The following is a 25,977-nucleotide window of genomic DNA, read 5'->3' as shown; positions in this document are numbered from 1 at the left end:
GATTCAAATTTTGACAAATTATTAAAATCATATTAGACTTATATGGTTTGAACAAAGATGTTTTGCTTCCCAACCATCTTTAAAAAAACAGGAGGGTAAAAAATGAATAGAATTAAAACGGAAGTTAAAGAAGTGAGTGTGTTACTAAGAAGTATACCTTCACTTACGATGACACTTTTTATTGTTTCGGTCATCACCATGAATCTTTTGGCAAATAAAAGTATTAACTTGCCATTTAGCTTTATGGCACTTGATTGTGGAATTGTGGTAAGCTGGCTTTCATTCTTATGTATGGATGTCATCACAAAGCATTTTGGTCCTAAAGCTGCAACACAAGCATCATTTGTAGCTGTGTTGGTGAATTTAGGTATGTGCCTAGTCTTCTTCTTGGCATCAAAGATTCCTGGTGTATGGGGTGAATCCTATGTAGAAGGAGCAGAAGCTATTATTAATGGTGCATTAGACGGAACAATTGGTGGTACTTGGTATGTACTATTTGGAAGCACAATTGCGTTTATTGTTTCTGCCATTGTGAATAACTATACGAATTCCATGTTAGGAAAGATTTCTAACAACAACAGTAACTTTAAATCGTACGCATTCCGCTCTTATGTATCTACGGGTATTGGTCAGTTTTGCGACAATCTAACATTCGCGTTGATTGTGTCACACCAATTCTTTGGATGGACATTGGTACAATGTGTTGTGTGTGCCTTTACAGGTATGATTGTAGAAACGCTATGTGAAGTCATCTTCTCATATCCTGGTTTCAAGATCCTACAAAATTGGAAGAAGAATAAAGTAGGTAGAGAATATTTTGAATATATGAAAGAAAGCAGTCATTAAACTGCTTTTTCTTTTACCAATCAAAAAATTCTTCGTCATCATAGTTTGGATCATATTTGTTTTCATCTTCGATCATCTGATAAATCACGTAGTCTCTTAAATCTTCCAAACTCATTTCCATGACTTTCTTTTTGATTCGTTTATATTGTTCACGTTCTCTTTGTTCTCTTTCAGCTTGATATCTTAATTGTTCTTCCATTATATCATCTGCTTTTTTTAATGCTTCTGGGGAGACCGCAAAAGCTAATGCGACTTTGTGTTTACACACAACTCTTCTTCCTTCTGCATGGGGACAATCGCAAGTGGATTTTCTAGGATGCGCAAAGTCAATTCTTACATGGTAATCTTCGCAACCGGATACAATGGCTGAATATGTAGTGCCATCAAATCTTTGAATGTTCTTTACACGCCCTTCTTTAAAATATTCATAGCCACGCCAGTAAGAACGATAACTGGCATCATTAAGTAGTTTATCGACCATATAATAGCCTCCTTTTCTTAATATGAACATGTCTCAAGCTGTGATAATAATGCTTTTGTACAATTATAGGTATTTAGTCTTTGCGTTGTTTCTAGGATGCCTGTTAATATTTCTTTCGTATCTTCATCGACCAATTCACCATTTGGTTTGTAGTCATATATGATGATTGGCTCAACAATATAAACACCTTCGCATGCATCTTCTAAATAAATCGCATAATGTGTATCGCTAATTGTATATAGATACATATATTCTTCAGATTCATTATAAGTACATGAAAGTACGGTGCCTATTGGATATTTTTGACTAAATGAAATAGAATGGTCTGAATCGTTGTTAACTAAATTTTTCTCAATGTCCCTTAAAATATTTCGCACAACATCCAAAGCTGTTTTTTGAATGATCTTTAATTCTTCTTTCATGCATTCAAATCGTAATTGATCTACAACATCTAATTCTTTGGCATGGATTGGTACAACTTTATTTTTATGATTTTTAGAATTGATTTTTAAACCAAACTTTTTTTTATTGTAGGTATACAGATACACATATTTAATTTCATCAAAACGACTTTCTAGAATGCTTCCAACTGGAAATTCTAATTCATAAGGCAAAAGCATTGTGTTCTCAATGGATTTTAATCGTTTGTTTAGATATTCCATATGAATGTTATCTTGATCAATTAAAGACCTATAGATAGAAGCACATTGTTGTTCGGTAAATACAATATAAGTAGCTTTATCCATATTGAGTTTAAATTCAATAAGTTCGCATGTGTGATTTTTAAATTTGTTGTAGTCAATACCATAAGATGTGTGGTCACAATCAAATAAATAGATGATCCATGGCTCTTCAAAAATAATGGTTCCAGGTGTTAATTTACGTTCATATTGTTTTTTCTTTTCTTTTGGCTTAGGTTTATTCAATTGTTTATTTACCCAATCATTTCGACAAGTGCAGGATACTTCAATTAAATTATTGATATCTAAATCTTCAAATGTATATGTATTCGAGAAATCTATAGAGCGTGGAATGTTTTTGAACCGAAAATATTTAGAATCGGTTAATTCGCCACCATTTATACACTTATACATTTCATATTTATTATCTTTCTTTTCATTAAAGTAATAGTAAGACTTATTGATTTTAAAAATATCACCCTTATGAATGGGTATTTCCATATCAAAATTTAATATAGCTTTGTTTCGAATATTGGCATAGGCTTTTAATTCTCTGGCAATTTGGCGTACACAATATTCATCTAATTCTTTATAGATATATTGGATATGCGCAATTGGAATGACATAAGCACAGTCAAATTGCACAACAGAATCTTTGTATCGAACGTTTTCAGAATCATATACCTCATTTGTAAATATATGTTTTTCGTATGATCTTAAGTGTTTAGGATGTGTAGCACATGCATATCCATAAAGTTCATCCTTTCCTTTTTTCACAATTAAAAAAGGCCTTGTTGTATGTCCTTCAGGAATGGCTTTTAAAGCTTTATCTGTAACTGGCATTGTGCAATATACTAGATTACCAATAGATATATGATTAAAAATATCTTCTTGCCAATCTTCATATGCATGTTTGGATTTAAATCCAATATTACAAATATTCGCACCGATTTTTAAATACTTCTCCTGTTGGAGTGTACACTTATTTTGTTTTGTTTGTTCCTCATGTTTATAGAATAAACTTCTAATAAACGCTTGGATAGATTTAAAATACCCCATTATTTTCTTGTTCATGTCGAGTCCCTCGTTCAAGCCAACCATATCATCTTAATTGACATTATCGATGTCTAATACATAGATTATTTGAAAAAGTAAATAAAACTTGTTTAAGTAATATGTTATAAACAAGTTTATATTGAACTTGTTTAAGTAATATGTTATAAACAAGTTGGATGGTGAGTAGGATGAAATATAAGTTTTCAGAGGATTTGAAGTCAATTCGAGAAATTTTAGGACTTTCACAAAGCGAATTTGCAGATAAGATTGGAGTTGAGCAGGTTACTGTTTCAAGAAATGAATTAGATGATTTAGATGCATCAGCAAATTTTTTGGAGGGTGTATATGCTTTTGCGTTTGCACAAAATATTAAAATTAACAGATTAAAGGAAATGCTCTATCGAGATGACTTAACTGAAAATGAAAAATTACTTTTCCATGGAGCAAAAAGTGAAATAGTTGGGGATATAGACATTCATAAAGGTCGATATAATAATGATTTTGGACAAGGATTCTATACAGGTGAAAGCTATGAACAAGCTATTTCTTTTGTTTCAGGATTTGAACATTCTTCTGTATATTATTTTTGTTTTGATGACAGTAATTTGAAATGCAAGAGATATAAAGTGGATCAAGAATGGATGATGACAATTGCGTACCATAGAGGTGCACTTGATGAATATAAAAATCATCCTAAAATAAAAAAACTTATAGAGGATACAAAGGATTGTGATTATATAATTGCTCCTATTGCTGATAATCGTATGTTTCAAATTATTAATTCTTTTATCGATGGCGAGATTACAGATGAACAGTGTAAGCATTGTTTGGCTGCAACAAATCTTGGGATGCAATATATTTTTAAAACTCAAAAGTCATTGTCTCAGATTAAACCATTAGAGCGATGCTATATTTCGGTTAATGAAAAAGAATACTATAAAAATATTCGACTAGAAGAGTCAAGATTAGGAGATAATAAGGTTAAATTAGCGAGAAAACAATATAGAGGAAAAGGAAAGTATATCGATGAAATCCTAGTATAAAAGGAGGTGCGATGCATGAGGGACATAAAGAAAATAAATAGGGATGGGTTGCTTTTGTGCGAGCTTCAGGCAAAAGCTTTTGAAAATTCTATTGATAAGATGGAGTCAAGTTCAGAAATATTTATTAGGCGATTTATGAAAAGTAAGATTGCAAAAAGATTGGATAATCAATCGATTTTAGATAGTAATATTCAGGCAAATGATATTTTAACGTTAGTAGATGAAGAATATGGTGCTACTGATTATGGTTCTGTAAAATATACGCATAATGAAATGTATTGGATTGGATATATCTACAGATATTTTTCATTTACCTACGATTTATCTTCTTCACAAGTTTACAAAATTATAAAACCAAAAGAATTGAGAGGATTGTTTTTACCATATCATACAATGGATCCATCTCAAGCAATTGAGAGAATACTAGAGGCAAAAGGAATGTTTATTGATGAAGAAACAGAGCTACAGCGTCAGTATGAAATATTTAAAAGAATAAGAATGAGTAAGAAAGATAAATAATTAAAGTGAACGGATACATTGTATATCCGTTTTTTTAACGTTTGATACGTTGGATGAAAATGGAATAAAAAATTGTATGAAAACGATTACAGACATGATAATATGAAATTAGAAAAGGAGGGCATAGTAAGATGACATTAGATTGGTTAGTGTACGTATTAGGTGTAGTAGCTGTTGTTTTCTTAGTCGTTATGTTCTTCAAGTATAAAAAGCACAATCGATATGCCGATAAATTTGAAGACACATATCCAGACGCAAAGTAAGATTATGAAAAAGAGGCAGAGAAAAAAGAATAATAAAAATGTCTTTATTCCACTAATTCCTGTTGAAATGACGGAAGAAGAGGTAAAACAAATTCTTAAAACTAGAAAGGAGAATAAATCGGATGATAGGCGTAATATGCATCATAGTACTTGTGATGGAGTTCGTGTTTCAGATGAGCTTTCCTAAATGGGGACTCATTTCTATGGTTGTTCTACTTGTAGGTGGAGCTATCTATGGATTTTATATCCATGATTTCTTACAAGCAATGATGTGTATTGTAGATATTGGATTTTTTGTGTATGCGTATGAACACTTTAATAAATAAATTCAAGATCATTCGATATTTCATTAAGAATGGAATAATCAATGAAGAAAGAGCAATAGAGATTTCTAAGTTTGATCATAATACAATAGAAGCTTTAGTACATTCTCAATTATTAGTACAAGTAGATGGTCGTGTATATTTGGATAAACCATTGTATGACTTTAGATACAAAGAAAAATATATCTATTATGGAGAGATTATATTGTTGATCATCCTCTTAATATTTGCGTCTTATGTACATTATTTAAAAACCACATTGTTTTGGAGACAATGATATGAAAAAGAATCGGATTCAAAGATTACAGGAAGATATGAATGAAGATCTTCAAAAATATTTAGATGAAGACTTGTTAGATACAACTCCAAAAGAAAAGAAGGAATCTAACTTTTGGATGAAGTGTGTAGCTTTATGCTTATTATGTAGTTATGGAATTGCACAATTTCTAGGAAGAGTATTAGGTGATAAACAGGCAATAGTGCAATATGAACTTGCGGGTATAATCGTGATTTGTGCACTCGCTTTCTATATTTGGTTACGAAGAAAGTATAGGTGATGATTATGAATGATAAACAAAGGGAAATCATTGATAAATTGAATAAGGATAATGAATCATTAAATCAAGGACATAGATATATGGTGGAATATTCTAAAGGAATGATTTATATTGGATCATTGATTATATGTTTCTTGATTTACTATTTTACGAAGTATACATTTCAATTTGGATTTTGGCTCTTTGAAGTTTATGATTTAGTTTATGCCAAGAATGACAAGAAAAAGATTGGAATTGGTATTATAGTTGGAGTTGTTCTATATGTTTTTATGATGCTTTTTATTAATGTTTTAAACCATTAAAACTGATGTGGAGATTCCGCTGAAAAACGGAATCCTGTAATGGCCTCTTTTTATACAAAGCTTTAAACAAATCGGAAGTCATGCTATACTTTTAGGAAATGGAGGTTAGTATGAAAAAAAGGGGCATTCGTATCCGTAAAGGTTTATATATTGTATTGTGGATGGGTACTTTATTCAGTTTGATTCTTTGTCTTGGTATCGCATTCGGTTTTTTTACAAAAGAAAAGATCGTAACCAAAAAGGTGGAAAAAGAAGTGCAGGTGGTGCCGGATAACTATTTGTTTTTGGGAGATTCTTTGACAGATTATTTTGATTTGGAAACCTATTTTCCTGGACAACCGGTCGTGAACAGCGGTATTGCGGGCAATACGACCGATCAAATTTTGGCATCGATGAAGACAAGAGTTTATGACTACAATCCATCCAAGATCTTTTTGCTGATTGGTACCAATGATTTAAGAGATGGTAAGTCGCAAGAGGCAGTTGTACAAAATGTAGAAAAGATCATCGAAGAGATTCAAACAAACCGTAAACAAGCTGAAATTTTTGTAGAGAGTTTATATCCAGTTAATGGTTCCGTCAGTTCGGCGGTAGGTGTTCGATCCAATGAAGCGATTCAAAATATCAATGCGCAGTTAGAAAAATATTGTAAGAAAAAGAATCTGACGTATATTGATATGTATTCAAAACTGCAGGATGAGCAGGGTAATCTTCAGACACAATATACAGTTGATGGCTTACATTTGAGCGATGAGGGGTATCAGATTGTTGCAGGGGTCCTGCAAGAATATATGAAGTAAATGAAGAATCAAAATAAATTTGAGTAATTTAGAATAAGAACTTCATTTATTTCAAAATACAGACTCGATGCTTTTCATTCTTGTGATCATTGTAGAACCAGCTAACAGTATTTGATTCCTTATTGTATTCTGTGATTCTATTTTCAGCCATGGGGTCTAGCTGCATAGCGAATAAAGTAGTTTACGCAGCCTTGAATATCTTTACTTTTATTGTCAGTGGACTTAGAGGGGAATAAAAACAACCGAAATAGATAAAAAGCGAAAAAAACAAGTATCACTCTTTACAGGTGGTACTTGTTTTGTATGTTTTAATATAGAAGGAATTTAATGGTCAATTCAAATTTCTTTTATGTGGCAGTTATTCTTAGCTTTTGCCTAATTGAATTATAGCATGCTTTTTAGCGAATGTAATGCTAATCACTATCACTAGTCCAGTTGGAATATTTAATGTATCTGATGTTAAACCTGAGTTTAAGTTTACAGACAATTTCCATTTTGAAACTCTTTCAAATGACTCTATAAATGACTCTATAAGTGACCCAATAACTGACCCGATAAGCGATTTGGAATAAACACAATAACTTTGACTGTTTTGTACAAGTCTGAACATGCATAAAATAAAGTAAAAAAAAGCACGTGGCAAATGCTAGGTGAAATCTTTGACAAATGGTGGTCTCAGTCGGAACCGAAAAGCGCTTTTGTTTAGAGTGGATTATATTGTTATTTCTGCTTTATATAAAGGTGCAATAATTCAAAAAATGCATAAAATACTATGGCTTTTATCTGCTTTTGAAAATTTTTTGATAAAATTTTGCAGTTGATTTAGTATGAGTTGGATTTTGATTATCCGATTCATTTACTTATCAAAGAAAGTCAGAAACTGAATAGCAACTAATAAATTACAAGTATTCATTGATTTAAAACGTCATAAAAAATATAGCTAAAATAACTAGCATGATTGCACCAAGAATATAAGATTTAGATGAATGACCTTTTTCTTTTAATTCAAACAAGTAAAGACAGATATTACTGATTGCTATACATATATATGCTAAACCCAAAAATTGATAATAATAGTGATTACGAAAAAAATATCCTAAGATTACAAGTGAAAAGGCAAGAAAAATACATATGAAACGCATTTTACTCCAATTTAAATTTTTCATAATTCATCTCCTTTTTAGTATGCTACATTTTTGTTTTTATACTTTGCGTACAGAGCAAATATGATAATAAGTGCAATTTGAATAATATACGTAATAAACTTGATATCACATAATAGATTTATGATTAGATCTTCTGCAATAGTTGCCAGTAAAATAACTATTATTGGATGTTCATTCTTTTTTAAATGCTTAATGGCAATACTAAATATGCCTAAAAAGATACCATAGAATATATAAAAATCAATTTCATAATTTATAAGAGCTTGAGAAACAGAAGATGTATTAACTATAGGTATGATCACGGAGCAAACAAATAATACTAAATAGTTCATAAAGATCCTTTCAATCACTAAGCGTTTTTTTAATATCTATTTAAAAAACAGAATAGAAACTGTTTAAAGCTAGATTGGCTATGATATATAATGCGAATCCAATATAAAAGTGATATATGTTGTTTTTGCTTAATGTTAAAATTTGATATCCAATAAACATACACATAAATAGTAAATCAAAGAATAAGCATACTAAATATTTGAATTCTGGAAATAGGAATAAGAAGTCAATACATATTAATAAAAATGAGAAAATGACTCCACCTAACCATATCAGTAACTTATAATGTTTCGTTCTGAAAAAAATCATTTGTCTTAAACAGATTAAGAAATTTAGAAATTTAAATACTAGAAAGAATTTAAACAACTTCACATCAAAAAACATGAATACTAATAATAATGATTGTGAACATGTCTTCCAATCCATAAAAAGAGCGGTAGGAAATAAACCCGTTAAGTATAGTTTTAGTATCAATAGTATAGATCCATATAGAAGAAGACATTTACTCAGCTGTTTCTTCATATAATCTACCGTTTTTCATTGTAATAAATCGTGAATATCCTATATCAACAAAATCATGTGAAGCGATTATTATAGTTTTTCCCTTTTCTATAAGATCTTTCATCTTCTTGATAAATACTTCGATTGAATAATCATCTAATCCTCTGGTGGGCTCATCAAATATTAATATATCTTGATTTTCCATTATTGCTTGTATAATTCCCATTTTCTGTTTCATACCAATAGAATAGTTTCTTAATAGCTTTTTATCGTTTAAATTGAGATGGAAATCTCTACATAAATTCTCTAGTTCCTTAATGTTAAGTTTTGAACGTAGATTGCCTAAGAATAATAGATTTTCTTTTATGTTTGAAAAATCCGAGAATTCCGGATTTTCAATGAGTGCGCCAATATAGTAATTAGAGTTGATTTCTACAGATCCAGAATCGATATCCAATAGACCGCAGATTACTTTCAACAATGTAGACTTTCCACAACCATTCTCGCCTTTAATATAGATAACATCATTATCGTAAACTGAAAAATCTAAATCAATTAAAACAGGATTCTCACGAAATGCTTTGTTTATGTTGTTAATTTTTATTATTTCTTTTTTCATAAATAACTCACTTTCTAAAACAATTGAAAGATTAAATTACAGATATAATAGTTGTATATGGCCATAATCAAATAGGATATTAAAATACAAATATGAATAGGCGATTCCTTATAGAACCAATAAACCTGAAATGAAATCAACGATAAATTCAAGATAACGTAAAATGATAATTGCGCTAAATATAAGTGCATATGCTCTTGAGGAATACCTATTAAATAGGCAAATAATAAGTATACCACCACAAAAAATATGAACCAGATCAGCAATTCGATTTTTAAAATAAATTTGCAGTATTTTGATTTGCTTATCCGGATTACTGAAAATTTCCTTAATCTTTGATAAGTGTAATATCTATATATTAAGAATACATATAGAATATTGGTGAAAACAAGAAATGACATATTTGAGTTAAATAAAAAGCTAACTCCATTATTCTCTCCTGAAAGGAATATATATTGATATAGTTCCACTCCCATTACGATACTAGATATCGTGAATAGAAACATGTGAAATTTAGATAACATAAAATTTTTGAAATATTCTTTAACCATTTTGCTCACGATCCTTTAAAACAAATTTTGATAAGATAAACAGTAAAATAGAATAAAATATAAAGCAAAGAATAACGATTATAATAGAAAAAATACCTGTGTCTATAGACCATATTCCAATTATTCCAGGACATAATAATGTGAATGAAGAAAGAATATAAAAGAACCATTTTATTTCAAAAGGAATTATAGATCCGATTATGGAGAATAATATTGTAGATACAACACTATAAATGCTAAGTGACAAAATATATGCATATTTATTTAAAATCAACTGAGATAGCAAGAAACAAAAGTAATTTAAGAAACTCCAGCCGATTATTTGAAACAGTGTAAATAAGCATAAGTCTAACATACCTATATTAGTAAAGTAATTTGCTACATATTGTATGTCTTTACCAATTATTGGAAGACACATAAAGTGAATAATTAGAACTGTTATTGCATTGATTACAACAGGATAATACCAAATATCTTTAATAGACTGCTTTAGACATTGTTTAAAATAATTTGTATATCCAATTCTAGAAACAATCATCACATCAAAACGATTGTTTCTATATATACAAGAATTTAAATTAGTGATTATTGGGATGATAAATAAAAGTATAAACTCAAAAACTATAAACTCTCTACCAGCATATATTTCGAAAAAGAATGAAAGACCACTAAAATTACCATCAGCTAAAAACTGATAATCTTTTTGTTTGAGCAAAATAAATAATATAGAAATTAGGCATAAAGCCAACAAGCTGAATAGCTTTGCGCTAGCTTGTTTTTTATTAACATTCATTTTTATCAACAATCACAGTTAAGTGATCATGTGGCTCTAAATTATTTGATTTTGCTCTGGTTTTAACGGATATGTTTTCTGTAATGCTGTTTATTATAGTTCTGTTGTATGAATCCAACGTATCTTTTGTAAATTCCAATAATTTCATTTCCAATTTTTTCATATAAAATTTCCCCTCCGTTTCTTATATTGATTAAAATTATGAAAATTAAGCATTTAAATTAGTAAATGAAGTTATTTTTTAATAGATGTTTTATGCTTGAATTTGTACCATGGTATCACTTCTCCAATCGCTTAATGACTTATGATATATATATCTATTCGTTACTTTAACTATAAAGTATTTTAAAATAAATTGCTATTGTTAATTGATACAATCCGATCACAGATTGTTTCAGGGAATATGATACTGATTTATACCTTGAGAAAGTATCGTTTAAAACATACAAACTTAGTATATTAGATAGAATTATTTACTAAGTAAGTTATATTACATATGAAAAATAACAAATGATACGTTTAATTGAAAATGAAATAAAAGTAGTATGAAAACGGTTACAACTATGATAATATGAAATTAGAAAAGGAGGACATAGTAAGATGACATTAGATTGGTTAGTTTACGTATTAGGTGTAGTAGCAGTTATTTTCTTAGTCGTTATGTTCTTCAAGTATAAAAAGCACAATCGATATGCCGATAAATTTGAAGACACATATCTAGATGCAAAGTAGGATCATAAGATAATAATCTTCCAAGACTACAAGATAATATGAGTTCGAGTGGTTCAAACAATCAATGAAAATAGAATTTTATGATTATATATAACATTATAGGTGCAGATGATAAATAATAATTTTAGTTTCAAAAGAAAGGATAATTGTTTACGGCTATAAAAGTAAATATGGATATATTTCATGAAAAAAAGATATTTTATATTATGTGGTGTTTGTGTGATTATCTCTTTGTTTTTCTTGATTTATCAAGGGACTACATATTTTATAGTGTTGTCAAAATATTTTTTAGGTAAAGAACAATATTTGCAGGCCTATAGAGAAGCGTGCGTTGCTTATGGTGGAAGTTGTGAAGAAGTTAATGGATTAGTGTCATTAACGATACATTATTTTGACTCTGTTAAAGGAGATTTTGCGTATTTTATAGATCATGGAACAATGGCGTATGGTTATCTTGTTCCATTGTTATGCTTGTTTTCTGGATTAAACTTTCGTACATATTTAGATACAATATTTTCTTTAAATGCATGTAGAAAGAAAGATTATGTTTGTTTTACATTGAGTGAAATGAATAAGGAATGCTTAAAATGTGCTCTTTCAATTTATTTATCTTATTTAATTCTATTGCTATTTGTTGGAATTGTTATTAATCCAGCCAATTCAGGCGAATTAACAAAATATTTTTTATCTGATGTTTTTGGAAAGAATCTATATATAGATCATCAAAGATGGTATTACTTGATGGAAGGAACAATTCGTTTTTTCTTTGTTCCTTATGTATATGCGTTTTTAGGGACTACGATTGCATATACGTTCAAGAGGAAGGTTGATATTGTTATATTGCCTTTAGTTTTTTATTACGGTGTTAGTTTTGTTGCTCAATTTTTGATTACCTGGAATATGGCATTTATTTATGTTGATCCTATAGCTATTATGGTCAATGGTGCAATTAGTGGATACAGTAGTTTGCTTCTAATGTTATTTACAATTGTGATTTATGTTATATGCATAATTGTTGTTACATTAAAGAGTAAGAAGTGTGATTGTTATGCTAAATAAACTAAAAAGAATTAGTAAGCTATTAAGTAGGTATTTACTTTTGATTTTTGTGTTAGCACTTATTTCAGTGTCTGTGTTTTTAAGAAATCTTAAAATGGTAATGATAGAGTATGCACCAATAAAGAAAACTGATTCTTTATTTAGTGCCATTCGAATTGTACTAATGGACAAGAATTATAGTTCTGATTATGGGTTTATATATCCAAATATGATTTCTATGATTGGTTTTATACTTTTTGTAATAGTAATACTATGGATTATAGAAGATAATAAAAATTTTCACTATAGCGAATATAATTTTTGGCAATATCGAATGTCAAAAGTTTCATTTTTAAATAGTATCACAATTGACTTGGCTAAAAAATGCTTCTTTATTTGGCTTTCGATTTGTATTTTTATAGGTTTCATTTGTGTCGTTGAACATTGTGATGTTTCAAACTTATTTATGATTTATATGTATCTTATTCGTTTCTTTTCGCTGTTGTTTGAGATTATCTTTTTGCGAACGATTTTTCAGATATTATACAAGAAAGAGTTTTTTGTATATCTACAATTTCTTTTTTTGATATTGATGACATTTCTTGATAACTATTCTAAAACAAATTTAGTGACAATGAGTTCAAATAGCGTTTTTGAAGGAGTATATTTTTGCATAATAATTGTGACGTCAGTTTTATCCTATTGTCTCATCAGAAAATTTTACATAAATCAAAGTGAGGATTATTTATGATTAGTTTAAAAGGTGTTTCAAAATCTTATAAAGGCATAACAATTTTTGAAGATGTAAATATTACTTTTATGCCCAATAAGTGGAACTTCATTGAAGGAGTGAACGGATCAGGAAAAAGCGTTTTATTAAAGCTTATATGCGGATTTAGTAAACCAGATACGGGTATAGTTACGGTAGATGATTATGTTATCGGACAAGACTTTGACTTTATACAAAATGCAGGAATCTGTATAAATTCACCAGATTTTTTTAACAATTTATCTGGAATGGATAATTTATTGGAAATCGCTAAAATAAAAAAGATAGTGACAAAAAATGAAATTTATCAATTTTGTAAATTATTTGGATTAGAGGAAGATATTAATAAAAAATATAAGTATTATTCTTTAGGTATGAAGCAAAAGCTTAGGATTATTCAAGCAATAATGGAAAGTCCAGATATTCTAATATTAGATGAGCCTTTTGATGCTTTAGATAAACAAGCTAAACAAATCATGCAAAATTACCTGAATGATTTTATCAAAAAAGAGAATCATTATTTAATATATACCAGTCATTCGAATGAACACAAAGAATTTGCAGATGTAATTTATAGCATAGATGCTAAAACAATCAAGGAAATTAAAAATGTTGAATAACAAAAATATTCATATAAAAAAGGAGGTGGACCTATGAAGAAGTATGCAGCGGCATTGTTAAGTGTATTCTTGGTTTGTGGATGTTCGAATATAACACCAAATAATGAAAAAGTAGAGGCTAGTCAGGAAAAGCTAGAGAATATGACAGCCTTATATACGGGTTTTGCAGAAGCGAATGAAACTATAGATAATAAGTCGAAGATTGGTGTATGGGCCTATTATGAGGATGGTACAAAAGAATTCATTACGGAAGGATGGACTATCAAAGAGCCTGTCACATTAGAAGCTGGAAAGACTTCAGAGGTTACTGTTGAATATCGGGGTTTAGAAAGTACGATTATGGTTGAATGTAGTGAAGTGGATGAAGCATCCTTTAAAGCAGAGTCACAATCGCCTGATCAATCAGATTTGGAGGTTACACATTCTAAGTGGTATGGAAAGAAATTGACATATACGGGCAAAATCATTGCTCGAGTGGATGATAAAGATTTTAGAGGATATATGATAAATATTTTTGATGATAAGTCATATGTTTGTGTACTGGATGTAAATAAGGAATTTGATTTTAAAAAAGATCAGAGTGTTACGTTCTGGGCATATGGACTTGGGCGTGTGGAAGCAAAAGGATGGTTTGGAGAAGAAATGGGTCTTATTGGATTTAAGGCAAAATACATGGAAGAAGTATAAGTGCGTATTTGAAGAATTGAAAATGATAAGGAGGCCAAACTTATGAATTTAAATGAATATGTTAAGTTTGATGATTCTCGTAAACAATTTGAGATTATTACTGGAACACAAGGAAAATACTCTTATGATGATGTGACAAGAGTATCTGTTCTAAATGAAAAGGCAAAATATAAGGGAAAAGATGTTCCGTTTACAGCTGTGCTTCCAGGTGGACCATTACCATCTGGTTTATTGCAGGATCCATATTTGTATGTTGGAGTAAAGATTGTTTTAAAGAATGAAACAGTATTAGCTATTTATGTGTCAAAAGAAAAGACAATGGTCAATACGGATCAGTACATACAAGATCGTAAGATCGCAAAGAAAATAGAGGAGGTGATTAAAAATGTGTGTGAAATTTCATGATGAAGAAAATAGATTAGAAATAATGGGTGGTGCAAGTTGTACATATGAAGAGATTCAAAAGTGTTCTATTCAAAACGAAGATGCAAATTTCAAAGGTAAAACAAAACCTTTTACACATACAATTTTAGGTGGAGCTACATTTATGGCTGGTGCAGTAGAACCAATGATGTATGTAGGCATTAAAGTTGTTTTGAAAGATAATAGTGTATTACCAATATATGTTTCCAAGGAAAAAGTGTTATTTAATAGTGATAAGTATTTAAATGATGTCAAAGAAGCTAATGCAATATTGAAGGAATTAGAAAAGAGATTGCAATCTTAAAATTATTGCATTCGAGACATAGGGTGTAACAAAAAAATTGAAGAATCGATATTAAGGATAAAGAAAGTAAGGTGAAATAATATGTGGAACAGGCAACAAGTTAAAGAACAAGCTAAACAAATCATGAGACGAAATTACTGGAAGATGTTTGTGGTTGCGTTGATTGCAGGAATATTGAGTGGTGATTATGTGACTGTTATTCAAACAGTACAAGATTTTGTGCCTGATGTTGTACTGCCAAGTATGTTTTCTTCAATCCTTTCATTTTTATCAATGGGATCTATTGTAGGATTATTATTTTCTATCTTTATTGGTAACGTCATTGTAGTTGGAAAAAGTAGATATTTTATCAAGAACCATGATGTAAATCCTGAGCTTGGTGAAATCTTTAGTGGTTTTAAAAGCAACTATTTAAATGTAGTAAAAATCATGTTTTTGATGAATTTAAAAATATTACTGTGGCTATTCCTATTCATTGTACCTGGAGTTATTAAAGCTTATGAATATTCTATGATTCCATATCTATTGGCAGAAAATCCAAATCTTTCGCCTGATGAAGCCTTCTCTTTGTCCAAACAAATGACGACTGGACAAAAGATGGATTTATTTGTCTTAGATTTATCTTTTTTAGGATGGATCATTCTAGGCTTAATTTGTTGTGGAATTGGTATTCTATTTGTATTGCCATATCCAGAAGCCACAAACGCTGAAGTTTATTTGATTCTAAAAGAATCTGTAAAGATATAAGGATGGATACTAGTACCGATAATCTAGGAGATATTTTTATGAATGTTACAAATAGATACACTCATTATTTAGTTTTATTTCTTTGTTCTATGATTATTCCTACAATGAATACATCTGCAGTATCAATAGCACTTTCGAATAATAACGTAGATTTAATTTTTTATATCATTGATTTTGGAGTGTTTGGATGGGGTATTAAACGGTTAAAAGAGAAGGATGAACACCCTATTGGTATTATATTAGCTGTAACAGCTGTAGAGGATTTAATCATAAGTTTTATGTGCAATATTACTTTTATTACATATATTGTTCAGGCAGTTGTGATTATTGTATATGCGGTTTATTTAAATTATAAGAAATAGAATAATTAAATCACGCAATAAGAAAAGCAGGAATCTATTTCCTGGAAGGAATTGCTAGTGTGTGGTTATGGGTTGTTTCAACTTTTAAGAAGATTGTTAGGATTTCATAAGCAACCAATCGAACAATATGTATTTGCAGGTATTATAAGTGTTTGTATATTGATTATTTATCCATGGTTAAAAAGAAAGGACGGTGACGCTCATGAATGATAAGAAGAAGATTTTTGTAATCGGTTTTGTAGTTGGAGTTGTTCTACATAGTCTTATAACGCTTTTATGTGGGTAATCCTATGAAAAAGAAAGTGATGATTATTGGTTGTGTTTTACTGGCTTTGATTCTATCGATTGCAATCTATAGAAAACACGTGGAAAGTAATATAATCTTCCATTCATTCAACGAACCAGCAAATATCAAGGTTGGAACAAAGTTAGAAGAAACACTTATTGAATTTTATCATACTGAGAATATAGATAATAATAAGGTAACTCATGAGTATATATATAATCAGAATATTGTTAATGATGTTCAACCAGTAACTGTAAAGGTACATTATCAATTATTTACTTTTACAAATACTTATGAGCTATTGATAGTGGATTAATAAAAATTCGATAAATTTTAAACCAGAAAGGAAAAAGTATGTGTAGATTACTTTGTTTAATTAACTAATTTATACATATTTTGAGGAATGAATATGCTAAGATATACAAGAAATAAATTTAGAAAAGAATCGATATCTGCAAAATTAATTGAAAAAAAAGAGGGTGAGTATTTTGCTATTCCTGGAAAAGTGCCAAGTCCAGAAGCTTTTTATGAATTGATTTTTATGACTGAAGAGGGAATGAAAACTTTTGAAGTTAGTGTATTTGAATATAATGTTGTAGACGTTGATATGGAAGGTACTTTAGTTTTTCAGGGATATCAATTGTTATCTTTCGGTGATTGGATAAAGGAATTTAGTGTATAGTATAACTTTACATTATATTATATTATGATTGACGTTTAACATTTAATTGATTTTTTAATGTGTGATATGTTATAAAGCTAAAATATATAAGATTGGATGAGATTGCACTACAAATCAAAGTCCAAAAGGTAAACGTAAAACCAAGACAGTAAATCAAGACGTTGTGAAAGAAATAGGACTCATGTCTTACCCCGGGAGGTCTCATGGACAAGGAATTTAAGTATACTTTAAAATCAGTGATAGTACCCTTGTAGCGAAAAATGACTACTGGACAAAAGATGAATCTATTTGTCTTAGATTTGTTTTTTCTAGGATGGTATTTTCTAGGTTTTCTTTGCTTTGGAATTGGAGCGTTGTTTGTGAAGCCATATGATGTAGCTGCGTTTACAGAGGCTTATTTGATTCTAAAAGAATCTGTAAAGAAGGATGAGTGTGCAACGGATATTCAAAGTGATTAGAAATGAAAAAAATCTATTGATTAATATAACAATATAAATCCATGATGGATAATAAAAGAGTATCGCTTGTTGTAGGTGATACTTTTTTGATTGTCTGATATGCATTTGTATGGTAGTGAAAATGATGAAAAATGATTGAAAAGTGAATGAAAAGGTTTATCATATTAGATATATAGAAAGATTTACTGAGAGTATAAAAGAGATTCAATTATGATTAGATATATAAAAAAGAATAAAATATTATTTTGCTTTACGCTGATTATCAATTTATTAACATGTTTAACACCCCTATTTTTAGCCTATATTATTGAAAATGTTTCTGGAATTTTTTTAAATCAAGATGAGTCTAAAATAACTGTGAGCTTATGGCTGATTATAGCTTTTATGATTTATCAAGCTTTGTTTTCATATTTGAATTCAAGATATAAAGCAAAATATAGACAGAAATTAAGGGCTGATTTATCCAAAGATATTTATCGTAGTATATTTAATCAAAATCATAATGAATTTTATGAGAACTCAATCGGATCATATTTGTCTTTATTTACAAATGATGTAAAAATGGTTGATGATAATTATTTCTTTCCTTTTCTATCAATGATTACTCAATGCGTTGTGTTTTTGTGTATTTGTTTTTATTTAATACATGTAAACTGGATTGTCTTTTTTATGATGGATTTGATTGCTATATTTACGATAGCCGTTCCACGTCTGTTTGCAAAGATATTAAAGAAATCATCTAATCAATTATCTGAACAAAGCCAAGAATATAATTCAAAATTGAGAGAGTTATTTCAATGCTTTGATATCATTCAAGATTATCGTGTTCTACCACATTATATTCGTAAAGGTGAAGAGAATATTGATAATTATGAGAATAAATGTTTCCACTTTAATTTCTTTACTCAGTTAAATACAACATATGCCAATTCCGTAGCGGCAATTGGACAAATGTTTTTTCTTTTAGCATTAGCAATATTGAGTTCAAATGGATATTTTAGTGCTACATATTTCATGTCCGTAGTGACACTTTCAAATAATTTTATTGATTGCTTGTATACTATGGCCTCATATTATGGAAATTTTGTGGCTATTAAAGGCATTAATGATAGATTGATTAGAATGATTGATAAGAAAGAAACCGAGAAAACACTTCTTATTTCAGAAAATCAAAATAAAGTTTGTTTTGAACATGTGAGTTTCGGATTTCCAAACAAAGAATCTATATTCAAGGATTTTTCTTTCCAATTTGATAAAGGAAAAAAATATGCGATTGTTGGAGACAGTGGATCAGGAAAGTCGACTTTATTAAAATTAATTTTAGGTTATTATTCAATTCAAAAAGGAAGAATCCTTTCATTTGACAAAGAACCTGTAATCATTCGACAAGAAGAACATTTATTTTCAGGAACTATTCGAGAAAATTTGTGTTTAGGAGAAAATTTTTCTGAAGAAGATTTGACAAGTGCAATGGAATTTGCGAATATTTCAGATTTAGATTTGAATCAATTTGTTTCTGAAGATGCAGGCAATTTATCAGGAGGACAAATCCAAAGAATATCTATAGCAAGAGCAAAACTACATTGTCATAATTTATTGTTGTGTGATGAGATTACATCAAGTCTTGACAGTATTAATACTGAAAAAATAGAAAGTAATATTATAGAATTGACTGATAAAACCATAATTTATGTAACACATAAGATACATAAGAAAATGCTACAGGAATTTGATGATATATTGGTTTTATCGCATGGCAAACTTGTAGAACATGGATCATTTGAAGATTTGCTTTGCAAGAAGAATTATTTTTACCATTTATTTATGAATCAGTAATGGATTGAATTATTACTGAATATTCCATGGTGACGGAGCCACCCAATCCACGAAGGGAGCCACTTCAATTTATGAAATGACTCTCTTTTTTATTATGCGATTTTTGAATGATCCTCTTGAAAAATTTACTTTTTGAAATTGTATAAGATGATTTTTTAATATGATCAAGAATAGTGTCGGTGAGTGGTCTGAATTTATTTTCATGTAAGATTATTTTGGATATGTTAAATCATAAAAAAAAAGTTATTGAATAAATAAACTACAGGTGATATATAATATGTAAATGGTTACAGTAAAATATCATGAGCTTACATTACTATGTAAAATGGTTACAATTAATCTATAAATATACATAGTTACTAGTTACTTTGTCGTGTATGATGTGCTGTCACTAAAAAAGAAAGTTGGATGAGAAAGATGAAAAATGTAGTTGAGGTGAAAAATGTAGTTAAGAGTTTCAAAGATAAAATTGTATTAAATCATGTTTCTTTTAGTATGAAACCTGGTGAAATAGTTGGCTTTGTTGGACAAAACGGTGCAGGAAAAAGCACATTAATGAAATGTATGTGTAATTTGATAAACATGGATGAAGGAACTATTTCTATTTGCAAAGAAGATGTAGTTAAACAAAGGGAAAAAGCATTATCATATGTATCATGCATGATTGAAGGTCCTGGATTATTTGAAAATATGACAGGTAAAGAAAATCTGGAATTAATGGCCACTTTAAATCATGCTTCAAAAGAAAAACTACATGAAATGATGGAGTTTACTCAGATTGGTTCTCAGCTGAAAACTAAGGCAGTATCCCAATATTCCATGGGCATGAAACAAAGAACAGGTTTAGCTGTGGCTTTAATGAAAGAACCTAAAGTATTGTTACTAGATGAACCAATGAATGGATTGGATGCAACAGGGATTCAAGGCTTACGCGAAGAATTGATACGCTTGGCCAAGGAAAAGAATGTAGCTTTACTAATTTCAAGTCATCAGTTAGGTGAAATTGAAAAAATGGCAGATCGAATCATAGGTATCCATTTTGGGAAAATCAAAGAGATTTCCATGGAAGAAAAAGAAAATGTATATGTATTAGAAACGGATAGAAAAATACCAGATCAATCAGACTTGCAAATCATAGAACAAACAGGAAACACCTATAAATTAGAAGTAAATTCTGTTATGGAAGTACTTTCAAATCTAGAAAAGCAAGGGGTTCAAGTGAAGAATATTACTCAAATACACAAAACATTAGAAGATGTATACAATGAGTTTATTCAAGAGGCATCATTATGATGTACGAACTTAAAAAGTTTATCTTTAATAAACGAAATGTCGGTGTATTTGGATTTCTTGTATTCTTTCTCGTTTGTTTTATTGGTTATAACGTATATATGGATAAACACTATAATGAATCTCAAATCAAAATCTACCAAAAAGCCTATCGAATTTCTGAAAACAGAATGGATGAAGCAGGAAGTGAAGAAGAGTCTGAATTTTGGAAAAAGGTTTATCGCAATGCGAGTGGTCTGATCCACTTTTACTACAACAGTGAAAATAAAACAGATGAATTTATAGAATCAAAATTGAGCTGGAATCATTTAATGTTACAGGCAAATAATGAGGGGTATATCATCAATGATTTTGAGAAAAGAGATGTTCAAACTTTGCAGAATGAAATAAAGCAGTTGAAATATCTAAAGAAGAATCATATTGAAATGTTGAATAGTCCATATGAACCTAATACTTTTAATATATTCAATGAATTGTTTAATCAAAAATTGTATTTGCTTGTCATGTTGATCCTATGCATATTATTATGCGATATATTCGGATTGGAAATGGAAAGCGGATTTTATAAAAACTTATATGTTTCAAGAATTTCAAAGCAAAAAATACTGTTGAATAAGATAAAGTTTTCATTGTTTGCAGCAGCTTTTTTGATAATAGTGATGCTTTTGATTATTGTTCTTTCTGGATTGATTTTTGGAATTGGAAATTGTGATTATCCGTACTTTTACTTTGATCAGATGTATACAGTGAAAGAAATTGTTGCGAAAAGTATTATTCTATTAGTTGTAGAAAGTGTATTTGTGGTAGGTATATCTGCATTGTTATTTACATTCAGTTTAAATAATGGATTTATTGTAGCTGTAAATCTAATTCTATATGCACTTTTCTTTGTCTTAGGAAATGTAACAGGCTATTCTAGATTCTTTGTGTATATTCCATTTTTACATATTGATTTTGTGGACCTGATTATTCATAAGCAGGTTGTCCTGGCTGCTATTATAAGCTTGATGTATTTTCTGTCTTGTAGTTTGATTTCATTACAATATTTCAAAAAAAGAGAGTTGGTGAGATAAATGTGGATTTATGTGCTTTTCAATATTAAATCTAATTTAAAAAGAAAAGAAAATCTGATTCTAGTCGTACTATTCATCATTTGTGAGATTGCGTTGTTGTTTATTTTGAATACAAAATCATTTACGGAAAGTCCATATCAAACATCATTAGGCATTGGTATAGCAAGTGTTTCACAAAAGAATGATCCCAAACTTTACCAAGAATTTATGGATGAAGTAAATTTGATACGTCAGACCATTGATAAGGGTGAGCAGGATGGAAAGGACAAAAATTGGAAGTCATATTGTGAATATAAAGTAAAGGTGAGTGTGTTGGAAGCACAGTGGTATATGATGACTTCAAACATGCCTAATGATTCCTATTTTGAACATGCAGATGTTATAGAAGAATTAAGGAAGGAATATGGATTACCTGATTTGTCGCAATATGAGAAATTAATCGTACAAAAATCAAATAATGGTATTAATTTATATTTTTGTTCTATGCAGCAGGCTCGTTACTTTGACTACTTGCTAAAACATGATCTTACTCCAATAACATATTCATATGTGGATGCATCCAGTGTTTCACTACAAATAGCTCGATATATATTGCCTGTAGTTTTACCTTTGCTGGTTGGACTTCTATTGTTTCAACAAAAAGAAAGACGAGCAAAGACAGAAAAAACAATTCTAACTATTTCTGGAGTAAAGAAAAAATATGTGAGATGGAATTTGATTTCTGACGTGCTTTTTGTTCTATTGGTTGTTTTCCTGCCTATTTTAGTTTATATGATAGTTCTTGTACCTTTTAAAGGTGTATCGAATCTGATCTATCCGGTTTTATATTATAAGCCAGGATTTGCTGGTTTTCATTATTGGGATACACAAGGATTGGATCATGTTGAGCTTGTGGCAAGTGGACTAACGAATATGAGTGTCAATCAGTTTACAACGCCAGGAATGGAATTGATGCCATTGTGGCAATGTACACTATTTGTAGCATTTGGACTTGTGCTGTCTACAATATTTTATGTCCTACTCATAACTGTATTATCTAAACTTATGAAAAACAAATACTTATCTTTGCTTGTATTTTTAGTTGTCTTGGGTCTTTGTTCTTTTGCATCACCATTAGGAAACATGCAGAAGATTAATACATTTAATCCAATGTCATACAGAGATTTTGGAATGAACCTATTAGGTACTAGTTATTTTGGATATTTTGCAGGAATTGTAATTATTGGACTATATAGTGTGATTTTGTATTTAGTTTTGAAATGGTGTGCTAAGAAAGTACGCGTTTAATATATCATGATGAAACAATTGAATTATAAAAGTTAGAATAGCTATCATAATATATTTTTTGGAAGTTCTAATAATGTTAATGATAAAACAACTCTTTTTGTAAAATGATATATTATAAATAAAATGAAACAAATGAAAATATATGCATTTATTCTTGAAAAGAATTACATTTATGCTAGAATCTCTTATAAAGAAGGTGATACGTATGTTTAAAAGCTTAACATTTCTTTGGAAGTATGCGTGGAATGTACAAAAGAGCTATTTGGTTTGTTTGATTTTGTATCAGATAACGAATACGATCCCACCTTTATTGATTATGTTTTTTCCAAAGGTTTTGTTGGATGAACTAATGGGGCAAAATCGAATTTCATATTTACTTACATATATCATTATCTTTTCAATTGTGATTTTCTTAATGAAGTTTTTAAGTGACTTTTTAAAGAATACGGCTTTCTATAAGCGATGTATTATTTTAGAAAAGTTTCAGGTGGAGTTAAATACAAAACTTTCTAAAGTGGATTATGCGTGTTTGGAAGATCCAGAGTTTTTAAATTTGAAACAAAATGCGGAAAAATTTTTATATGCGAATGGACAAGGATTTAGTTTTGTATTAGATCGAGCGATGGAAATCATTAGTAAAGTGATGATTTTCGGTACAGTGATTTGGATCATAGCTTCATTGAATAAAGCAGTGTTGCTTGTGTTTTTATGCCTTGCCTATCTAAATAGTAAAGCGCAGATGCGATTTAAGAAGGCCTATGCCAGATTGGAAATGGAGAAGAATCCGAAGGAAAGAGAATTGTCGTATTTTATGAATGTGTTTTCGGATGTAAAGTATGGCAAGGAAATTCGAATGAATCAAGGTCAATATGTATTGATGGATTTTTTAAAAGATTGTTTACATAAGCTTTGGAAGTTTTATAAAAATCAGATGTATATTATGGACAAATCCGATTTCTTTATGCATCTTATGGATTTTTTTCAAAGAATGGTTTCTTATGTATATATGGTTTTTATGGTATCAAAAGGATTTATATCCATCGCTAATTTTACACTGTATATCAATGCGATTGCGACATTTACAACTTCTATGGATGAAGTGATTGATAGTGTGAATGATATAAATCAGTATAGTTATTATTTTGAAGCTGTTGAGAAATTTATGAATTTGCCTATGGATATATATGATGGAAAGGTTAACCGTAATATGCCTTCTCATTTTGAATCGTTAGAATTTAGAAATGTTGGATTTAAATATGGCGGTAGCGATAAATGGGCTTTAAAAGACATCAATTGTTTTATGAAGGCTGGAGATAAAATTGCAGTAGTTGGAGAAAACGGTGCGGGTAAGACTACGTTTATTAAATTAATTTGTCGATTGTATGATCCAACTGAGGGAATGATTTTATTAAACGGGGTGGATATTAAAGAGTATGATTATGTGCAATATGTAAAATTCATTTCAACTGTATTCCAGGATTTCCAATTATTTTCAATGTCACTTAAGGAAAACGTGAGTTTATCGCGAAAAAGTGATGAAAATCGAATTCAAGATATATTTGATTCTTTGGGGATTTCTGCATTTGTAAAGAAATACAAGAAAGGCTTGAATGTACGTGTGCACAAGGATTTTGATTCAGATGGTTTTGAACCTTCAGGAGGAGTTGCTCAAAAAATTGCGATTAGCCGAGCTATCTATAAAGATACACCGATAATCATATTGGATGAGCCAACGGCTGCATTGGATCCAAAATCGGAGTCGGAGATTTATGAACAATTTAATGAATTATCAAAAAATAAGTTGGCTATTTTTATTTCACATAGAATGGCATCGACAAGGTTTTGTGATAACATTATTGTTTTTAAGAATGGAAGCATTGAAGAAATGGGTAGTCATTATGAATTAATGAAGGCACATTCTGTATATTGGAATTTATTCAATATGCAGTCAAAATATTATATGAATGCAGAAAGTGGGAAGCTATGATGGAAACTTGGAAATTAGTAGAATGATTGGAATAAGCAATAGCTAATTCAATTCGATGATGTAAAAGAGCAAAACTTAGTGTTACAGACAAAAGTGGATGGTCATGATCATAGTATGTTGACAATGAGTAAGAAGCTGAATAGGTCTGAGTGAAAAAATATGTAGATGCATTTTTAGTGATCATAGGATTATTAATTATTGTTGGAACAGTAATCTATTATTTATTCTATAATTTAAATTCAACTACAATGTATGCCATCTGTGGTATTGTTCTAGTAGTAATGATTTTATTACTATATATTAGAAACTATAAAAACAATCATTATGGTGTCACAAATTCAAAAATGATTTTCTTGATGCACATTAGCTTTGATCCAATAATTATTGATTGTATAAATTTAAATTCTCTCAATAAAAGAGTATCACTTGTTGCGGTGATACTCTTTTGCAACTCTGGTTTAAGTGGGCGATTGGATTGCTGTTTATATATAAGATATACGTAAATTATAAATGTCAACTTAAAAATGTACAGTTTTGATCATTTAAGAATGTACAATATTGAC

Annotated in this window: 32 protein-coding genes; 26 read left to right on the top strand and 6 right to left on the bottom strand. The window is 29.7% G+C overall.

What is annotated here, in order from left to right:
* Positions 1-102: 102 nt before the first annotated feature.
* On the top strand, positions 103-846 hold the full coding sequence (locus DWY01_RS07055) for a VUT family protein (RefSeq protein WP_117995455.1): 744 nt from the start codon (positions 103-105) through the stop codon (positions 844-846).
* A gap of 13 nt (positions 847-859) precedes the next feature.
* Here DWY01_RS07055 and DWY01_RS07050 read toward each other — a convergent pair whose 3' ends face one another.
* Positions 860-1,327 (bottom strand): SWIM zinc finger domain-containing protein, encoded by a 468-nt coding sequence (locus DWY01_RS07050; RefSeq protein ID WP_117995454.1) that lies wholly within the window; start codon positions 1,325-1,327, stop codon positions 860-862.
* A 17-nt stretch (positions 1,328-1,344) separates the two neighbouring features.
* The gene (locus DWY01_RS07045) at positions 1,345-3,081 is read right to left on the bottom strand and encodes a hypothetical protein (RefSeq protein WP_117995453.1); all 1,737 of its coding nucleotides are present in this window, start codon (positions 3,079-3,081) and stop codon (positions 1,345-1,347) included.
* Between the two features lie 170 nt (positions 3,082-3,251).
* On the opposite strand from DWY01_RS07045, the gene DWY01_RS07040 reads away from it, so the two are divergent.
* The 9 genes from DWY01_RS07040 to DWY01_RS07010 all read left to right on the top strand — a co-directional run bounded on the left by DWY01_RS07040 (position 3,252) and on the right by DWY01_RS07010 (position 6,870).
* Positions 3,252-4,106 carry a DUF3990 domain-containing protein gene (locus tag DWY01_RS07040; RefSeq protein WP_199519912.1) on the top strand — a complete coding sequence of 285 codons (855 nt, stop codon included), beginning with the start codon at positions 3,252-3,254 and terminating at the stop codon, positions 4,104-4,106.
* Between the two features lie 135 nt (positions 4,107-4,241).
* Complete coding sequence (locus tag DWY01_RS07035; protein ID WP_243001984.1) at positions 4,242-4,625, top strand: antitoxin; 384 nt, start codon at positions 4,242-4,244, stop codon at positions 4,623-4,625.
* Positions 4,626-4,756: 131 nt separating this feature from the next.
* Positions 4,757-4,888 (top strand): hypothetical protein, encoded by a 132-nt coding sequence (locus DWY01_RS11895; protein WP_003866062.1) that lies wholly within the window; start codon positions 4,757-4,759, stop codon positions 4,886-4,888.
* Between the two features lie 4 nt (positions 4,889-4,892).
* Positions 4,893-5,075, top strand: coding sequence for a hypothetical protein (locus tag DWY01_RS07030; protein ID WP_117995452.1), 183 nt, complete (start codon positions 4,893-4,895; stop codon positions 5,073-5,075).
* Positions 5,062-5,214: a hypothetical protein gene (locus tag DWY01_RS11520; RefSeq protein ID WP_158553672.1), complete on the top strand. Its 153-nt coding sequence runs from the start codon at positions 5,062-5,064 to the stop codon at positions 5,212-5,214. The genes DWY01_RS07030 and DWY01_RS11520 overlap by 14 nt, the downstream gene beginning before the upstream one ends.
* Positions 5,195-5,488, top strand: a complete 294-nt coding sequence (locus DWY01_RS07025) for a hypothetical protein (RefSeq protein WP_147332169.1) — start codon at positions 5,195-5,197, stop codon at positions 5,486-5,488. Before DWY01_RS11520 ends, DWY01_RS07025 begins: the two co-directional genes overlap by 20 nt.
* Position 5,489: 1 nt before the next feature.
* A complete protein-coding gene (locus DWY01_RS07020) occupies positions 5,490-5,768 on the top strand; it encodes a hypothetical protein (protein ID WP_117995450.1) in 279 nt (92 codons plus the stop codon).
* A 5-nt stretch (positions 5,769-5,773) separates the two neighbouring features.
* The gene (locus DWY01_RS07015; protein WP_147332168.1) at positions 5,774-6,070 is read left to right on the top strand and encodes a hypothetical protein; all 297 of its coding nucleotides are present in this window, start codon (positions 5,774-5,776) and stop codon (positions 6,068-6,070) included.
* Positions 6,071-6,180: 110 nt separating this feature from the next.
* On the top strand, positions 6,181-6,870 hold the full coding sequence (locus DWY01_RS07010) for a GDSL-type esterase/lipase family protein (RefSeq protein ID WP_158553671.1): 690 nt from the start codon (positions 6,181-6,183) through the stop codon (positions 6,868-6,870).
* 917 nt (positions 6,871-7,787) lie between these two features.
* Here DWY01_RS07010 and DWY01_RS07005 read toward each other — a convergent pair.
* From DWY01_RS07005 to DWY01_RS11515, 4 genes are all read right to left on the bottom strand, one after another.
* Complete coding sequence (locus tag DWY01_RS07005; RefSeq protein ID WP_117995447.1) at positions 7,788-8,036, bottom strand: hypothetical protein; 249 nt, start codon at positions 8,034-8,036, stop codon at positions 7,788-7,790.
* A gap of 835 nt (positions 8,037-8,871) precedes the next feature.
* On the bottom strand, positions 8,872-9,489 hold the full coding sequence (locus DWY01_RS06995) for an ATP-binding cassette domain-containing protein (RefSeq protein WP_117995445.1): 618 nt from the start codon (positions 9,487-9,489) through the stop codon (positions 8,872-8,874).
* Between the two features lie 543 nt (positions 9,490-10,032).
* Positions 10,033-10,833 (bottom strand): hypothetical protein, encoded by an 801-nt coding sequence (locus DWY01_RS06990; RefSeq protein ID WP_117995444.1) that lies wholly within the window; start codon positions 10,831-10,833, stop codon positions 10,033-10,035.
* Positions 10,823-10,996, bottom strand: coding sequence for a hypothetical protein (locus DWY01_RS11515; protein WP_158553670.1), 174 nt, complete (start codon positions 10,994-10,996; stop codon positions 10,823-10,825). Before DWY01_RS11515 ends, DWY01_RS06990 begins: the two co-directional genes overlap by 11 nt.
* 437 nt (positions 10,997-11,433) lie before the next feature.
* Between DWY01_RS11515 and DWY01_RS11890 the strand changes: the two genes are divergently transcribed.
* The 16 genes from DWY01_RS11890 to DWY01_RS06910 all read left to right on the top strand — a co-directional run bounded on the left by DWY01_RS11890 (position 11,434) and on the right by DWY01_RS06910 (position 25,414).
* Entirely contained in the window at positions 11,434-11,565 is a 132-nt protein-coding gene (locus tag DWY01_RS11890; RefSeq protein WP_256372086.1) for a hypothetical protein, read from the top strand.
* Between the two features lie 183 nt (positions 11,566-11,748).
* The gene (locus DWY01_RS06985) at positions 11,749-12,624 is read left to right on the top strand and encodes a hypothetical protein (protein WP_117995443.1); all 876 of its coding nucleotides are present in this window, start codon (positions 11,749-11,751) and stop codon (positions 12,622-12,624) included.
* Between the two features lie 726 nt (positions 12,625-13,350).
* The gene (locus DWY01_RS06975) at positions 13,351-13,992 is read left to right on the top strand and encodes an ATP-binding cassette domain-containing protein (protein ID WP_117995441.1); all 642 of its coding nucleotides are present in this window, start codon (positions 13,351-13,353) and stop codon (positions 13,990-13,992) included.
* 33 nt (positions 13,993-14,025) lie between these two features.
* Positions 14,026-14,679 carry a hypothetical protein gene (locus DWY01_RS06970; RefSeq protein WP_117995440.1) on the top strand — a complete coding sequence of 218 codons (654 nt, stop codon included), beginning with the start codon at positions 14,026-14,028 and terminating at the stop codon, positions 14,677-14,679.
* A gap of 42 nt (positions 14,680-14,721) precedes the next feature.
* Positions 14,722-15,084 (top strand): hypothetical protein, encoded by a 363-nt coding sequence (locus DWY01_RS06965; RefSeq protein ID WP_117995439.1) that lies wholly within the window; start codon positions 14,722-14,724, stop codon positions 15,082-15,084.
* Positions 15,065-15,406, top strand: a complete 342-nt coding sequence (locus DWY01_RS06960; protein WP_117995438.1) for a hypothetical protein — start codon at positions 15,065-15,067, stop codon at positions 15,404-15,406. The genes DWY01_RS06965 and DWY01_RS06960 overlap by 20 nt, the downstream gene beginning before the upstream one ends.
* Positions 15,407-15,487: 81 nt before the next feature.
* Positions 15,488-16,153, top strand: a complete 666-nt coding sequence (locus DWY01_RS06955; protein WP_117995437.1) for a DUF975 family protein — start codon at positions 15,488-15,490, stop codon at positions 16,151-16,153.
* 38 nt (positions 16,154-16,191) lie between these two features.
* Positions 16,192-16,515 carry a hypothetical protein gene (locus tag DWY01_RS06950; protein WP_117995436.1) on the top strand — a complete coding sequence of 108 codons (324 nt, stop codon included), beginning with the start codon at positions 16,192-16,194 and terminating at the stop codon, positions 16,513-16,515.
* A 290-nt stretch (positions 16,516-16,805) separates the two neighbouring features.
* A complete protein-coding gene (locus DWY01_RS06945) occupies positions 16,806-17,117 on the top strand; it encodes a hypothetical protein (RefSeq protein ID WP_117995435.1) in 312 nt (103 codons plus the stop codon).
* A gap of 93 nt (positions 17,118-17,210) precedes the next feature.
* The gene (locus DWY01_RS06940; protein ID WP_117995434.1) at positions 17,211-17,483 is read left to right on the top strand and encodes a DUF2500 family protein; all 273 of its coding nucleotides are present in this window, start codon (positions 17,211-17,213) and stop codon (positions 17,481-17,483) included.
* Between the two features lie 260 nt (positions 17,484-17,743).
* The gene (locus tag DWY01_RS06935; RefSeq protein ID WP_199519911.1) at positions 17,744-17,941 is read left to right on the top strand and encodes a DUF975 family protein; all 198 of its coding nucleotides are present in this window, start codon (positions 17,744-17,746) and stop codon (positions 17,939-17,941) included.
* 210 nt (positions 17,942-18,151) lie between these two features.
* Positions 18,152-19,777, top strand: coding sequence for an ABC transporter ATP-binding protein (locus DWY01_RS06930; RefSeq protein WP_117995433.1), 1,626 nt, complete (start codon positions 18,152-18,154; stop codon positions 19,775-19,777).
* A gap of 417 nt (positions 19,778-20,194) precedes the next feature.
* On the top strand, positions 20,195-21,070 hold the full coding sequence (locus tag DWY01_RS06925) for an ABC transporter ATP-binding protein (protein ID WP_158553668.1): 876 nt from the start codon (positions 20,195-20,197) through the stop codon (positions 21,068-21,070).
* Positions 21,067-22,140, top strand: a complete 1,074-nt coding sequence (locus DWY01_RS06920) for a hypothetical protein (RefSeq protein WP_117995431.1) — start codon at positions 21,067-21,069, stop codon at positions 22,138-22,140. Before DWY01_RS06925 ends, DWY01_RS06920 begins: the two co-directional genes overlap by 4 nt.
* Entirely contained in the window at positions 22,141-23,427 is a 1,287-nt protein-coding gene (locus DWY01_RS06915; RefSeq protein WP_117995430.1) for a hypothetical protein, read from the top strand.
* A 205-nt stretch (positions 23,428-23,632) separates the two neighbouring features.
* Positions 23,633-25,414, top strand: coding sequence for an ABC transporter ATP-binding protein (locus DWY01_RS06910; protein WP_158553667.1), 1,782 nt, complete (start codon positions 23,633-23,635; stop codon positions 25,412-25,414).
* The last annotated feature ends 563 nt before the right edge of the window (positions 25,415-25,977 follow it).

The sequence above is a fragment of the Eubacterium sp. AF22-8LB genome (genome assembly GCF_003458715.1).
Classification (GTDB): Bacteria; Bacillota_I; Bacilli_A; order Erysipelotrichales; family Erysipelotrichaceae; genus Holdemanella.
The sequence above is the reverse complement of the archived record's forward strand: the minus strand, read 5'-3'. Positions and strand labels throughout refer to the sequence as shown.

Bases quoted from the DNA above. Each gene is read 5' to 3' on its own strand.
- DWY01_RS07055 (WP_117995455.1), top strand. From the start codon at position 103: ATGAATAGAATTAAAACGGAAGTTAAAGAAGTGAGTGTGTTACTAAGA.
- DWY01_RS07050 (WP_117995454.1), bottom strand. From the start codon at position 1,327: ATGGTCGATAAACTACTTAATGATGCCAGTTATCGTTCTTACTGGCGT.
- DWY01_RS07045 (WP_117995453.1), bottom strand. From the start codon at position 3,081: ATGAACAAGAAAATAATGGGGTATTTTAAATCTATCCAAGCGTTTATT.
- DWY01_RS07040 (WP_199519912.1), top strand. From the start codon at position 3,252: ATGAAATATAAGTTTTCAGAGGATTTGAAGTCAATTCGAGAAATTTTA.
- DWY01_RS07035 (WP_243001984.1), top strand. From the start codon at position 4,242: ATGAAAAGTAAGATTGCAAAAAGATTGGATAATCAATCGATTTTAGAT.
- DWY01_RS11895 (WP_003866062.1), top strand. From the start codon at position 4,757: ATGACATTAGATTGGTTAGTGTACGTATTAGGTGTAGTAGCTGTTGTT.
- DWY01_RS07030 (WP_117995452.1), top strand. From the start codon at position 4,893: ATGAAAAAGAGGCAGAGAAAAAAGAATAATAAAAATGTCTTTATTCCA.
- DWY01_RS11520 (WP_158553672.1), top strand. From the start codon at position 5,062: ATGAGCTTTCCTAAATGGGGACTCATTTCTATGGTTGTTCTACTTGTA.
- DWY01_RS07025 (WP_147332169.1), top strand. From the start codon at position 5,195: ATGAACACTTTAATAAATAAATTCAAGATCATTCGATATTTCATTAAG.
- DWY01_RS07020 (WP_117995450.1), top strand. From the start codon at position 5,490: ATGAAAAAGAATCGGATTCAAAGATTACAGGAAGATATGAATGAAGAT.
- DWY01_RS07015 (WP_147332168.1), top strand. From the start codon at position 5,774: ATGAATGATAAACAAAGGGAAATCATTGATAAATTGAATAAGGATAAT.
- DWY01_RS07010 (WP_158553671.1), top strand. From the start codon at position 6,181: ATGAAAAAAAGGGGCATTCGTATCCGTAAAGGTTTATATATTGTATTG.
- DWY01_RS07005 (WP_117995447.1), bottom strand. From the start codon at position 8,036: ATGAAAAATTTAAATTGGAGTAAAATGCGTTTCATATGTATTTTTCTT.
- DWY01_RS06995 (WP_117995445.1), bottom strand. From the start codon at position 9,489: ATGAAAAAAGAAATAATAAAAATTAACAACATAAACAAAGCATTTCGT.
- DWY01_RS06990 (WP_117995444.1), bottom strand. From the start codon at position 10,833: ATGAATGTTAATAAAAAACAAGCTAGCGCAAAGCTATTCAGCTTGTTG.
- DWY01_RS11515 (WP_158553670.1), bottom strand. From the start codon at position 10,996: ATGAAAAAATTGGAAATGAAATTATTGGAATTTACAAAAGATACGTTG.
- DWY01_RS11890 (WP_256372086.1), top strand. From the start codon at position 11,434: ATGACATTAGATTGGTTAGTTTACGTATTAGGTGTAGTAGCAGTTATT.
- DWY01_RS06985 (WP_117995443.1), top strand. From the start codon at position 11,749: ATGAAAAAAAGATATTTTATATTATGTGGTGTTTGTGTGATTATCTCT.
- DWY01_RS06975 (WP_117995441.1), top strand. From the start codon at position 13,351: ATGATTAGTTTAAAAGGTGTTTCAAAATCTTATAAAGGCATAACAATT.
- DWY01_RS06970 (WP_117995440.1), top strand. From the start codon at position 14,026: ATGAAGAAGTATGCAGCGGCATTGTTAAGTGTATTCTTGGTTTGTGGA.
- DWY01_RS06965 (WP_117995439.1), top strand. From the start codon at position 14,722: ATGAATTTAAATGAATATGTTAAGTTTGATGATTCTCGTAAACAATTT.
- DWY01_RS06960 (WP_117995438.1), top strand. From the start codon at position 15,065: ATGTGTGTGAAATTTCATGATGAAGAAAATAGATTAGAAATAATGGGT.
- DWY01_RS06955 (WP_117995437.1), top strand. From the start codon at position 15,488: ATGTGGAACAGGCAACAAGTTAAAGAACAAGCTAAACAAATCATGAGA.
- DWY01_RS06950 (WP_117995436.1), top strand. From the start codon at position 16,192: ATGAATGTTACAAATAGATACACTCATTATTTAGTTTTATTTCTTTGT.
- DWY01_RS06945 (WP_117995435.1), top strand. From the start codon at position 16,806: ATGAAAAAGAAAGTGATGATTATTGGTTGTGTTTTACTGGCTTTGATT.
- DWY01_RS06940 (WP_117995434.1), top strand. From the start codon at position 17,211: ATGCTAAGATATACAAGAAATAAATTTAGAAAAGAATCGATATCTGCA.
- DWY01_RS06935 (WP_199519911.1), top strand. From the start codon at position 17,744: ATGACTACTGGACAAAAGATGAATCTATTTGTCTTAGATTTGTTTTTT.
- DWY01_RS06930 (WP_117995433.1), top strand. From the start codon at position 18,152: ATGATTAGATATATAAAAAAGAATAAAATATTATTTTGCTTTACGCTG.
- DWY01_RS06925 (WP_158553668.1), top strand. From the start codon at position 20,195: ATGAAAAATGTAGTTGAGGTGAAAAATGTAGTTAAGAGTTTCAAAGAT.
- DWY01_RS06920 (WP_117995431.1), top strand. From the start codon at position 21,067: ATGATGTACGAACTTAAAAAGTTTATCTTTAATAAACGAAATGTCGGT.
- DWY01_RS06915 (WP_117995430.1), top strand. From the start codon at position 22,141: ATGTGGATTTATGTGCTTTTCAATATTAAATCTAATTTAAAAAGAAAA.
- DWY01_RS06910 (WP_158553667.1), top strand. From the start codon at position 23,633: ATGTTTAAAAGCTTAACATTTCTTTGGAAGTATGCGTGGAATGTACAA.